At 41.0% G+C, this 12,199-nt stretch carries 13 protein-coding genes; 5 read left to right on the forward strand and 8 right to left on the reverse strand.

Annotated elements, in window-relative coordinates:
- Positions 1-30 precede the first annotated feature (30 nt).
- Complete coding sequence (gene pyrE, locus METVE_RS0105505) at positions 31-714, reverse strand: orotate phosphoribosyltransferase (RefSeq protein ID WP_051085507.1); 684 nt, start codon at positions 712-714, stop codon at positions 31-33.
- A 32-nt stretch (positions 715-746) separates the two neighbouring features.
- On the opposite strand from pyrE, the gene METVE_RS0105510 reads away from it, so the two are divergent.
- Complete coding sequence (locus METVE_RS0105510; RefSeq protein ID WP_020167454.1) at positions 747-1,535, forward strand: exodeoxyribonuclease III; 789 nt, start codon at positions 747-749, stop codon at positions 1,533-1,535.
- A 99-nt stretch (positions 1,536-1,634) separates the two neighbouring features.
- Here the strand turns inward: METVE_RS0105510 and METVE_RS12890 are convergent, their stop codons facing one another.
- A complete protein-coding gene (locus METVE_RS12890; protein ID WP_269745540.1) occupies positions 1,635-1,763 on the reverse strand; it encodes a hypothetical protein in 129 nt (42 codons plus the stop codon).
- Positions 1,764-1,784: 21 nt separating this feature from the next.
- Here METVE_RS12890 and METVE_RS0105515 point away from each other — a divergent pair, with 21 nt between their 5' ends.
- The 3 genes from METVE_RS0105515 to METVE_RS0105525 all read left to right on the forward strand — a co-directional run bounded on the left by METVE_RS0105515 (position 1,785) and on the right by METVE_RS0105525 (position 3,853).
- Entirely contained in the window at positions 1,785-2,132 is a 348-nt protein-coding gene (locus tag METVE_RS0105515; RefSeq protein ID WP_020167455.1) for a hypothetical protein, read from the forward strand.
- Between the two features lie 120 nt (positions 2,133-2,252).
- Entirely contained in the window at positions 2,253-3,089 is an 837-nt protein-coding gene (gene bufB / locus METVE_RS0105520; protein WP_020167456.1) for an MNIO family bufferin maturase, read from the forward strand.
- Positions 3,086-3,853 carry an HvfC/BufC N-terminal domain-containing protein gene (locus tag METVE_RS0105525; RefSeq protein ID WP_020167457.1) on the forward strand — a complete coding sequence of 256 codons (768 nt, stop codon included), beginning with the start codon at positions 3,086-3,088 and terminating at the stop codon, positions 3,851-3,853. Before bufB ends, METVE_RS0105525 begins: the two co-directional genes overlap by 4 nt.
- Positions 3,854-3,981: 128 nt before the next feature.
- Here METVE_RS0105525 and METVE_RS0105530 read toward each other — a convergent pair whose 3' ends face one another.
- A complete protein-coding gene (locus METVE_RS0105530; protein ID WP_020167458.1) occupies positions 3,982-5,223 on the reverse strand; it encodes an AmpG family muropeptide MFS transporter in 1,242 nt (413 codons plus the stop codon).
- A gap of 364 nt (positions 5,224-5,587) precedes the next feature.
- Here METVE_RS0105530 and METVE_RS0105535 point away from each other — a divergent pair, with 364 nt between their 5' ends.
- Positions 5,588-6,613 carry a DUF481 domain-containing protein gene (locus METVE_RS0105535; RefSeq protein WP_020167459.1) on the forward strand — a complete coding sequence of 342 codons (1,026 nt, stop codon included), beginning with the start codon at positions 5,588-5,590 and terminating at the stop codon, positions 6,611-6,613.
- Here the strand turns inward: METVE_RS0105535 and metW are convergent, their stop codons facing one another.
- From metW to METVE_RS0105565, 5 genes are all read right to left on the reverse strand, one after another.
- The gene (gene metW, locus METVE_RS0105540; RefSeq protein WP_020167460.1) at positions 6,614-7,243 is read right to left on the reverse strand and encodes a methionine biosynthesis protein MetW; all 630 of its coding nucleotides are present in this window, start codon (positions 7,241-7,243) and stop codon (positions 6,614-6,616) included. It abuts the gene before it with no gap.
- A gap of 2 nt (positions 7,244-7,245) precedes the next feature.
- The gene (gene metX / locus METVE_RS0105545; protein ID WP_020167461.1) at positions 7,246-8,403 is read right to left on the reverse strand and encodes a homoserine O-succinyltransferase MetX; all 1,158 of its coding nucleotides are present in this window, start codon (positions 8,401-8,403) and stop codon (positions 7,246-7,248) included.
- A gap of 70 nt (positions 8,404-8,473) precedes the next feature.
- Entirely contained in the window at positions 8,474-9,349 is an 876-nt protein-coding gene (gene prmC / locus METVE_RS0105550) for a peptide chain release factor N(5)-glutamine methyltransferase (protein ID WP_020167462.1), read from the reverse strand.
- 132 nt (positions 9,350-9,481) lie between these two features.
- Positions 9,482-10,714 carry a porin gene (locus METVE_RS0105555; protein ID WP_020167463.1) on the reverse strand — a complete coding sequence of 411 codons (1,233 nt, stop codon included), beginning with the start codon at positions 10,712-10,714 and terminating at the stop codon, positions 9,482-9,484.
- Positions 10,715-11,072: 358 nt separating this feature from the next.
- Complete coding sequence (locus METVE_RS0105565) at positions 11,073-12,197, reverse strand: deoxyguanosinetriphosphate triphosphohydrolase (RefSeq protein WP_020167465.1); 1,125 nt, start codon at positions 12,195-12,197, stop codon at positions 11,073-11,075.
- Between the last annotated feature and the right edge of the window lie 2 nt (positions 12,198-12,199).

The following is a 12,199-nucleotide window of genomic DNA, read 5'->3' on the forward strand; positions in this document are numbered from 1 at the left end:
GTTTTTAGTGAGTGATATGGTTTCAACTAATTAAGTTACGCCATATTGTTGGCGATACGATTGAACATTAAGCAAATGCTGTGCCATATCATCTTTGTTTTCAATGTATTGCAATAAATCGGTCAAATTTGCGATAGCGCAAACGGGTAGTTGATGCAGTTTCTGCACCTCTTGTACCGCCGATATATCACCTAAGCCTTTTTCTTGGCGATCCAACGCAATCGCCACGCCACAAGGGATTGCGCCATTTTTTGTAATTAAATCAACTGATTCGCGCACTGATGTACCTGCCGAAATCACGTCATCGATGATTAAAACACGACCTTTTAGCGGGCTGCCAACAATGACACCGCCCTCGCCGTGATCTTTGGCTTCTTTGCGATTGTAAGCGTAGGGCAGATTGTGACCATTTTTGGCAAAAGCGATCGCGATTGCCGCAGCCAACGTGATACCTTTATAAGCTGGGCCGTACAACATATCGAACTGAATGCCCGATTGTTGGATGCTCTGATAGTAAAATTCACCCAGCTTTAATAAGCTTTCGCCATCGTTAAATAAGCCAGCGTTAAAAAAATAGGGGCTTAAACGGCCGGCTTTGGTTTTAAATTCACCAAATTTTAATACCTGCTTTTGAATAGAAAAAGCGATAAAATCTTGGCTTAATTGTTTGTTTAAGTTACTTGCATCAGGCTCTAATTGGGCTTTAGTCGTCATTTTAGTCATCATTCATTCATCGAAAGTCAATTATGCGCATTATAACTGCGAATTTAAATGGAATCCGCTCAGCGGCCAACAAGGGTTTTTTTGCTTGGTTGCAAACGCAACAAGCCGATGTGATCTGCCTGCAAGAAGTAAAAGCGCAAGCGGCGGATATGACCGCAGAAATGCTGGCGCCGGCTGGTTATTATGGCTGTTTTCATTATGCAGAAAAAAAAGGTTATAGCGGTGTTGGCATTTATTCTAAAAGCAAGCCAGATGCAGTTATTGAAGGTTTAAGTCATTTCAATCCAGCCATGGCAGATATTGACAGAGAAGGCCGCTATATTGAGGCCAGTTTTGGAAATTTGAGTGTGATTTCTTTATATTTGCCCAGCGGATCAAGCGGCGAAGAACGGCAGACATTTAAATTTGGCGTACTCGCGCGCATTATGCCGCATTTAGAAGCGTTAAGAAAAAGCGGTCGCGATGTTGTAGTGTGCGGCGATTGGAACATCGCGCATCAAGAAATTGATTTAAAAAACTACAAAGGCAATAAAAAGAACTCGGGTTTTTTGCCAGAAGAGCGCGCTTGGTTAACTGATTTATTCGGTCGTGTCGGCTGGGTGGATGTGTACCGCGCGCTGCATCCGAACACGACTGATGAATGTTATACGTGGTGGAGTAATCGCGGTGCGGCGTATGAAAAAAATGTGGGTTGGCGGTTGGATTATCAAGTCGCTACGCCAGAATTCGCGCTAAAAGCCACACAAGTGTCGATTTATAAAACACAAAGATTCAGCGATCATGCGCCATTAATTATTGATTATTCAGCATAAACACTAGATAAAAATTGCCTCAAAAAAAGTGTTAACTTGCATTTAAAAACAGCTTTTAAAAGCTGTTTTTTGAAATAAAAAAGCGTCTGAATTGCTTTTTTAAAGTAATTGTAAGGTTAACAAAGTTATCCCGACTAAATGTTGTGCAGTGCGTGATGAATCTATTTTGTCTCGCTGCACGTATCTAAAGACTTCTACCTTTGCATCTGGCGATGGTGGATTTTTCATAACATTTAGGAAGGAATGACCATGTCGATTCAAACATCATCATCAATGAGCAAAGGCGCATTATTAGCAGTTGGTGCAGCAGCGCTTATCTTGGCTGGCTGTGCAGGCAGTGGCGCAAACACGGCTAGCAGCGGTTCTACAGTTGCCTGTGTGGGCGTAAACTCATGCAAAGGCACTAGCGCATGTAAAACAGCCGGTAATGACTGTAAAGGCCACAACGCCTGTAAAACGGCAAAAAATGCTTGTAAAGGTCAAGGCTCTTGCAAAACAGCGGCCAATGCTTGTAAAGGTCAAAATGCTTGTGCTGGCCAAGGTCACTTAGCATTAACTGGCGCAGAATGTACTTCTAAAGGCGGTCACGAAGTATAAATTTAAATGTGAGCAAGTGATGTTCACGCCATTCTCATGCAATTATCTTTAAAAATTGCATGAGAATGGATAATTAAAATGTTAACTAAAACAGGATGTTAATCCATACTTAACACACAAATGTCTAACAATCTTCCATTTTTAGGTTTTGGCTTAGGTTTACGCACAGAACATTACAACGATATTTTGGCATCCAAACCGAATATCGATTGGTTTGAGGCGCTGTCAGAAAACTATATGATTCCTGGCGGCAAGCCGTTGCATTATTTAGACCGTATTCGCGAAAATTATCCTGTCGTCATGCATGGTGTATCGCTTTCTATCGGCTCTACAACCACTATTGATAAAGATTACCTGCGCGATTTGCGTAAGCTTGCGGATCGCGTACAACCCGCTTGGATTTCGGATCATTTATGTTGGACAGGCGTGCATGGCCAAAATATGCATGATTTATTGCCGTTGCCTTACACTGAAGAAACCGCTAACCATGTGGCGGAGCGCGTTGGTATCGTACAAGATTATTTGGGTCGCCAAATTTTGCTGGAAAATGTATCCAGCTACGCCAGTTATGTGGATTCAACGATGGCGGAGTGGGAATTCATTCAGTTAATTGCTGAAAAAGCCGATTGTTTGCTGTTATTGGATGTGAATAATATTTATGTCAGCAGTTATAACCATCAATTTGACGCCAAAAAATTCATCGATGGCATTCCCCAAAAACGCGTGCAACAAATCCATTTGGCGGGACATCACAATCATGGCGATTACATTATCGATACGCATGACGCGCCTGTAATTGACCCAGTTTGGGATTTATATGCTTACGCGTTATCGCGTTTTGGTGCGGTATCGACCATGATTGAGCGCGATGACCAAATGCCAGAATTAGATGAGTTGGTGCAAGAATTACAAATTGCGCGCGATATTGCCGCCAAAGAATTATCGGTGGCGGCATGAGTCGACTAGCTCAATTACAAGCCGATTTTCAAGCCTATTTAATGGATGAAGATAAAGGCGCAGCATTTAAAAACTGTATTGTTGATGATGCAAAAGTTGGGGTAAAAAGAAGGTTAAGTATTTACGCCGATGCGTATCGTCTGCGTATTATTGAGGCATTAGCCAATAGTTATCCCAAGCTTAAAGCCTTGTTGGGCGACGATTTATTTGATGCCACCGCGCGCAGTTATATTGATGCGCACCCTTCCACTTATCGCAATATGCGTTGGGTTGGCGATAAGATGCAGATGCATTTAATCCACTCTTTGCCACAACATCCTATTGCGGCAGAAATGGCGGCGTTTGAATGGGCGCTCGGTTTGGCATTTGATGCCAAAGATACGCCAGTGCTGCAATTGCAAGATTTGGCGGCAATTCCGCCAGAAGATTGGGCGGAATTACCATTGGTTTTTCATCCGTCTGTGCAATGGTTGCCGCTAAAATGGAATGTGCTATTAGTTTGGCAGGCGCTGAATGCCGATGAAACGCCACCAACGCCCACGCAAATAAATGAGCCGTGTTTAGTGTGGCGTAGCGAAAGCAGTTCACATTACCAATCGTTAGATGAGTCAGAAGATAAAGCCATAAAGCTAGTGGCGACAGGCGCCACTTTTGGTGAGCTTTGCGAATGTTTGCAAAGCATTTATTCAGAGCAAGAAGCGATGATTAAAGCCGCACAATATTTATCCAGCTGGCTAAATAATGGATTAATGGCGAAAACTTAACCAGTTTAAAGGGTTAAGTTTTAGTCAGTTGATTTGCGAAAAACTGACAAGATGTCAGTATTGAAAATAATCTAGCGTTTCAAAATTAACTATTTGCAGCGCGCTAGATTAAAAGGCTTTCAACTTTGTTAATAGTCATTGGCTTTTACAGTGTTCCAAGGCGCGATTTTGATGAGCAATAACATGCCAGGAATCGCTAAAATAAAACACACAATAAAAAACTTAAACCAACCCAGATTTTCGACCATATAACCCGTGGCTGCATTCGCAAACGTACGTGGAACAGCCGCTAAACTAGTAAACAACGCAAATTGCGTAGCCGTGTAAAGCGGGTGTGTGGTTTGCGCAATATAGGCCACAAATGCCGCTGTTCCAAGCCCAACGCCAAACGCTTCTATGCCGATGACGATGCCCAACCATAATAAGCTGTGACCAACCGTTGCTAAATACGCAAAGCCTAAAATAGCCACCATTTGCACCGCGCCAAATACCCATAATGCGCGATTAATGCCTAATTTAAACATCCATACTCCACCCAGCAAACCACCAATCACACTTGGCCATAAACCGGCATTTTTGGCGATTAAGCCAATTTCGGTTTTGCTAAAACCCATATCCAAATAAAAGGGTGTCGCTAACGCTGTCGCCATGCTATCGCCCAGTTTGTATAAGAAAATAAATGCCAAAATCAATAATGCGGTTTTTAAACCATTTCGATTGATAAATTCGTGAAATGGCTCTACAACCGCGGCTCTTAATGTACGTGGAGCGCCTAATTTAAGTTGCGGTTCTTTGACTAAAATAGTCATGAAAATGCCTGGCAACATAAATAGCGCTGTAATCAAAAATACACTTTGCCAAGTGAAATGATCTGCCAAGATGAGCGATAAAGAACCCGGCACCAAGCCAGCGATTTTATAGGCGTTAACGTGAATCACATTGCCCATACCCAATTCGATATCCGGTAATATCTCGCGCCGGTAAGCATCTACTGCAATATCCTGGCAAGCACTAAAAAATGCCACGGTTGTGGCAAGGTAAGCAATCGTCCAAATATCTAATTTTGGGTTAAATACGCCAAATAGTGGAATGGAGATAAGCAATAGCAATTGTGCGATGAGCATCCAGCCACGCCTGCGGCCAAGTGGCGGAATATAACGATCGAATAATGGCGCCCAAAGAAATTTCCATGTAAACGGTAAACTGATTAACGCAAATAAGCCGATAGATTTTAAATCGACACCTTCAGATCTCAGCCATGCGGGCAATAAGCTAATTAAAATAAACAGCGGTAAACCCGAAGTGAATCCAGTAAAAATGCAAATGAGCATACGTTTATTCAACAGGATTTGTTTGATTGGATGATTCATTTTAAAATGATGCACTTGAGATGCATTTGGGCGACTTAGTTGCTCACATTATTACATTGCTTAATGGTCAGTGCCTCATTGGGCTTAATATTTATGAAACTTTTGTAGTATAAAAGCATCAGTTTTATATAGGCATTCAATTAAATGGCTTGATTGAATGTGTTAACTCGCCAAGATAGTCAAAGTGAATAGCTAAATTTTTAGTGTTTACTAGGCTCAATTTTTTAATTCAAACTTAATATTTGAGCTTAATGCTTGAACAAATTTAGGCTTGTCTATTTACCGTTATAGCCCAAATTTATTTGGCGCTAGCTAAATTATCATTTATAAAAAAACATCTAATTTAAAAAGTAAAGGAGTGCGCATGCGTTTAGCAAAGCCACTATTCCCCATTATTTTAATCACATCACTATTTAGCTTCAGCGTATCTGCGGATGAAGTTAGGCTAAAAAATGGCGATGTAATCACTGGTACTATTATCAAAAAAGAAACAGATAAACTTGTTTTTAACACTAATTATGCAGGCGATATCAGCATCGCGTGGTCTGAAATAAGCAGTTTAAACACCAAAGAACCTGTTCAAGTCTATTTGACGGATGAAACGGTCTTTACTGGCGTGATTGGTGCATCACAATCAGGTCGTGCAAAAATCGTTATCGCTAATTCAGATGCTCAAACCGATATTGATTTAAACCAGTTAAATTATATTAATCCCAACCCATTGGTTTCAGGCGTTGGCGTGGTGTGGTCTGGCAACATTAATTTAGGTGGCGCGATCACGCAAGGTAATACAGATACCAGCTTAGTGCGTGCCGATGGCGAGACGATTGCACGGACGAAATACAACCGATTTACAGTTGGCGGAGTAGTGAATCGGGCAAAAAGTAATAATGTCGATACCGAATATAACAGCCGGGGTTACGCAAAGTACGATAAATTTTTAACGAAAAAATGGTATCTATATACCAATGCAAGTTTAGAAAATGATCGGTTCAGAGACATTAACTTGCGGTCAACAGCCGGTGTGGGTAACGGTTATCAACTCTATGAGCAAGATGATTTGAATTTAGCCATCGAGGGCGGTATCAACTATATTAATGTGGATTATGACGTCGCCAGAGACGAAAGTTACGCAAGTGGACGCTGGGCGTTACGTTATGATCAAAAGCCAATGTCAGGCGATGTGCAATTCTTTCATCAGCATGAAATCTTATTTGGCTTAGAAAAAACAGCCAACACGTTAATTTTTTCAAAAACAGGTTTGCGCGTTCCCATCGCTAAAAACTTAAATGCTTCCGCGCAAATCAATTTGGATTACAACAGTCGACCTGTTGAAGACAGGAAAGAGTTGGATAAAACGCTTTTATTTAGTTTAGGTTATGGCTGGTAGTTAACTCGCTTTTAACCGATACATGGCTAAATTACCCAGTAAATTCGGCATAAAGCTGATTTCTTGTTCTTCAGTAATTACTTTACGTTCTATGACTGTAATTTTGTGATTTCTACAAAATTGGTCAAAATCATTGATCGTGCAAAGGTGTACGTTGGGTGTGTCATACCATTGATACGGTAAAGTTTTTGATACTGGCATGCTACCGTTGGTGATTTGCATACGGTTACGCCAATAGCCAAAATTAGGAAATGTAACAATAATTTCATGACCTACACGCAGCATTTCTTGCACGATTTCTTCGGTATTATGCATAGCTTGCAGGGTTTGCGAGAGAATGACCGTATCAAACGATTGATCTTCAAAGCCTGATAAACCAGCCTCTAAATCCATTTGAATTACATTGGTACCGTTTTTTAAACACGCCAGCCAATTGGCATCATCCTTCTCAACACCATAACCTTTGGTTTCTAAGCTGCTGCGTAAAAACTGTAATAATGTGCCATCGCCACAACCTAAATCCAGCACTTTCGAGCCGAAACTAATCCAGCCAGCAATAATGGCAAAATCTTGACGATACTTAAGGTCAAAATTTGTAGAATTTACATTATTTTGAGTGATATTTGCCATGTTTACACCTCAACTTTTTGTAAATAGGCACGTAAAATCGCATGATAATGTGCATCGGGCATTAAAAAAGCATCGTGGCCATGTGCTGCAGTCACTTCTGCATAGCTCACAGTGAGTTCGTTATCGAGCAAAGCCTTCACAATTTCGCGTGAACGCGCAGGCGAAAAACGCCAATCGCTGGTAAATGAAAGCACTAAAAATTGTGCTTTCACATTGTTAAGTGCTGCACTTAAATCGCCATTATATTCTAGCGCGGGGTCGTAATAATCCAACGCGCGCGTCATGCGCAAATAAGTATTGGCATCGAATTCACCTGCAAATTTATCGCCTTGATAACGCAAATAAGATTCCATTTCAAATTCCACATCAAAGCCATATTTGAGTGTGTCTTTAAGCTTACGGCCGAATTTTTCACCCATTGCATCATCGCTTAAATAGGTGATATGCCCGAGCATACGCGCAATACGCAAACCGCGTTTTGGTACGGTATTGTGTGCGTAGTAATCGCCAGCATAAAACTCAGGATCCGTCATAATTGCCTGGCGTGCGACTTCATTAAATGCGATGTTTTGTGCGGTTAAGTTGGGTGCAGATGCAATCACAAGTGCATGTTTAACGCGGTCTGGGTAAGCAATTGTCCACTGTAAAGCCTGCATGCCACCTAAACTGCCACCAATCACAGCAGCCAGTGTTTTAATGCCTAAATAATCCAGCAAACGTGCTTGTGAATTCACCCAATCTTCAACCGTTACAATGGGGAAATTTGCGCCAAAAGGCTTACTTGTTGTAGCGTCAACACTAGAAGGTCCGCTACTGCCGTGACAGCCACCCAAATTATTCAGCCCGATCACGAAAAATTTATTGGTGTCTAAAGGTTTATTGGAATCAACGCCGTTATTTGGCCCAATCAGGTTATCCCACCAGCCGGAATTTTTATCCGTTTCAGCATATTTCCCCGCAACATGATGGTTGCCAGAAAGTGCATGGCAAATAATCACAGCATTGCTTTTATCCGCATTTAAAGTGCCATAAGTTTCATAAACCAAATGAAAATTCGATAAAATTTCGCCGCTTTTTAACTGAAGCGGCTCATCAAAATAGGCGGTTTGTGCAGACACTATTCCTATAGAGTCCATGCGTACGGAATTATTTTTTAGCATTTCGCAATTATACTATGTGTTAAGTCACAACCAATAGCTGATTAAACGGGCGTTTTGCTTAGTTAACACCTCAAAACCGCCCAATTGTTACGCGTTCAATCCCACTTAAATCTAACACATGGCTAATTTCAACAAAGCCGGCTTGTTTAAATAATGCCGCGACAACTGGTGCTTGGTTATAACCATGTTCAAGCATTAACCAGCCGCCAGTATTTAAATATTTTGGCGCGCAATCGATGATTTGACGAATATCTTTTAAACCATCATAGCCAGAAGCCAGCGCAGATTGTGGCTCAAAACGTAAATCACCTTGTTTTAAATGCACATCATCGTCTTCAATATAGGGTGGATTGCTCACAATCAAATCAAACTTTCTCTCATTTAATGATCCAAACCAATCACTTAACAGAAATTGCACATTATAAATGGTTAAGTTTTTGGCATTTTCAATCGCGATATTCAGTGCGGCCTGACTGACATCTACTGCAATTACATCTGCGAGAGAGCGATTTTTAGCAATAGCTAACGCGATTGCGCCAGTTCCAGTACCCAAATCTAAAACAGATTTTGCTTGTAAGGTTTCATGCTGAAAAGTGCGTGATGGAATTTTACTGAGCGCGGCTTCTACTAGCGTTTCTGTATCAGGTCTTGGAATCAAAGTATCGGGCGTGACTTTTAAATGTAAACCGTAAAATTCGCGATAACCTAAAATATAAGCAATCGGCTCACCATTTAATCGGCGATTTAATAATGTTTGAAATTTCTCGTCAGTATCTGCTTGTACGATCTCATTCTCATGTGCAATTAACCATGAGCGGTCTTTATTCAATACATGCAGTAACAAAAGTTGTGCTTCGAATTTGGCCTCTTGAAGGTTTAAATTTAAATGTATATTTAATTCGGTTTGACTAGATTGAATCAGCTGAATGATTGTATTAGATTGCATGGTGTAGATTGTAAGCGAATTTACATTCTATTTTGATGTATTGAAAGTATCAAAAGGACAAATAAAAACGGCAACCTAAGTTGCCGTTTTTACATTATTAATCTAACTTAAACAGGCAGAGCCTGCATTAAACTAGAAGAATAAGATTGCGCCCAAAGACACAGTTTTTGCTTTTGAATCTAAAGCACCGAAGTCAGTTTTAACATCTGAGTATTCAGCAACTAAGTTCAAGTGTTTTGTTAACGGATGGTATGCACCAACTGTCCACATTTCGTTTTCTAGATCTGCAGCTAATACATCGCCACCGTTACGATCTAACTTAGAAATACCCCAGCTAAGACCTAATTTAGTACCTACGCCTGGAAGTGTATAAGTACCTTGAACGTATCCGCCGTTTGAATCACGACGATTACCATTTTGGTCAACAGCGCCTAATAACTGCACTGTAGTACCTAAACCTTTACCGTCATAGTAGTAACCAGTCAAGCCAAAGCCAGCCAAGTTAATTGTAGCACCAACATCATAACCGTTTGCACGCTCAGAACCACCAGTTGCTAGCTCTAATTTTTGTGTAATACCAGAAACCCAAACTTTACCACCTACATCGCCAGTCCACTCATATGAAGCTTTAGCTTCGATAGCAGGTACTGAGCCTTCACGACCAAACGCACCAGCATCACCAGCAATAGGAGCTGCTGCTGTACCGATGTTAGTAATGCTTAAAGCATCCCATGATTGTGTTACACCAGCTGTGAAACTGAAACCGCTCCAGTTTGGTGATGTGTAAGCAATTTGTGATTTCCAGTCAGCATAGATAAAACCAGAACCGATACGACCAAGAGTAGTTGTGTTACCAGCTAAGAAGCCAGCACCAGAACCAACGCCCAATAATGTCATGTCGTTTAAGATAGCGTCAGAAGCGAAAATACCTAAGTCTTTACCTAATTTGATAGAGCCCCATGATTTGTCACCAAATGTTAAGAACGCTTGACGATTTTCTTGGTTTAACAAACCTGTTTGAATACCAGCTTGTGTTGTTGAAGCGCCTGGGTTGATGCTGATAGTGAAACCAACATCTAAGTCGTTTTGACGTGTTTTACCAGAAACTGATAGGTAGTTTGGTAATAAACCTGTTGTAATGTTGTTTGTACGTGATTCGCCGTTAGCATTACCGCCGCCTAAATTTACTGCGCCGCCACCAAGAGCAATATCATCACCACTTGTACGTGTAGTTGTGTAGTAAGCGTTTACAACACCACCGATGTCCAATGTCCAATCGCCAGCTGGAATGATAATACCAGCGTTAGCGCTTGATGCTGCAGCTAATAAAGCTGATGCAACTGCTAAACTTAATTTTGTTTTCATATGAATCTCCAAAAATTGTTTCTTAAAGTTATTGCCAATTTGACCTCATTTTTGATTGTTGTTTTGTTACCAAAACTATTACAAAAATGAGAAATTTCTCCAACGCTCTCAATAAAACAAGTTACATTCATTTACTAAGAAGGTGTAGCTAGTATGCCAAAGATGCTGTTTTGGGGGCAAGGTTTATGTCGCTTTTTGAGCTAGTTATCTGCGGATGTTGTTTTAATACAACACTATTTAGAGTGCTTAATACAAAGCAATCGCTTAGTGCCTGATTATTAAGACTTGTTATTAAATATGGTGATGACTTAATGCTTAATTTAAAGCAATTTTTTGATGGAAATGGTTGTAATGGAAATTACAAATATTCTTCTACTGTAAATAACCTGCGGTGTTCGCGAATGGCGAAGCGGTCTGTCATGCCAGCAATGTAATCCGCTACAGCACGCGCTTTATCTGATTGGGCGTGTGCTTGGTGTTCTGACGGCATTAAGGTCGTATCGTTGAAAAAAACCTCAAATAATTCGCGGATGATGCGCATGGCTTTGGCGCTCATGCGGTTAACCTTGTAGTGATGATATAAATTTTTACGTAAAAATTGTTTTAGCGCATGATTTTTTTTCGTCATGTCTGGACTAAAACTAATCAAGTAGGGCGCTTGGCGAATATCTTGAATATTTTTCGGTGCGAGTTGTGCAATGTTCTGCGTGCTGGTGTGACATAAATCGACAACCAAAATGTTAATCATGCGGCGAACAGTTTCGTGTATTAGTCGCCTATCTTCAAGTTTAGGATATTTAGTTTTGACTATTTCAAGCTGTGAATTAAACAACTCTACTTCTTGCAGTTGCTCAATGGTGATTAAGCCTGAGCGCAAGCCATCGTCGATATCGTGATTATTGTAGGCAATTTCATCTGCAAAATTGGTTAATTGTGCTTCTAAACTAGGGTTGGTTTTGTCAAGAAAGCGTTGACCAACATCGCCCAATTGTTTGGCATTTTTAATTGAGCAATGTTTTAAAATGCCTTCACGCAGTTCAAATGTTAAATTGAGGCCATCAAATTCGGCGTAACGTTGTTCTAATTTATCCACCACGCGTAATGATTGCAAATTGTGCTCAAAGCCGCCGTAATCGCGCATGCAATCATTTAGCGCATCTTGGCCAGCGTGACCAAAAGGCGTGTGGCCTAAGTCATGCGCAAGTGCAATCGCTTCAGTTAAGTCTTCATGCAAGTGAAGAGTGCGTGCAATACCGCGGGCAATCTGTGCGACTTCTAAGCTATGTGTTAAGCGGGTACGAAATAAATCGCCTTCATGGTTCACAAAAACTTGTGTTTTATATTCTAAACGGCGAAAAGCGGTAGAGTGAATAATCCGATCGCGATCGCGTTGAAAAGCGTTACGTAGAGGCGAAGGTGGTTCTTCAAAACGTCTGCCAAGCGTGATTTCAGGATTTGCTGCGTAAGCGGCGAGCGTATTCATGT

It is taken from the genome of Methylotenera versatilis 79 (assembly GCF_000384375.1).
Classification (GTDB): domain Bacteria; phylum Pseudomonadota; class Gammaproteobacteria; order Burkholderiales; family Methylophilaceae; genus Methylotenera_A; species Methylotenera_A versatilis_B.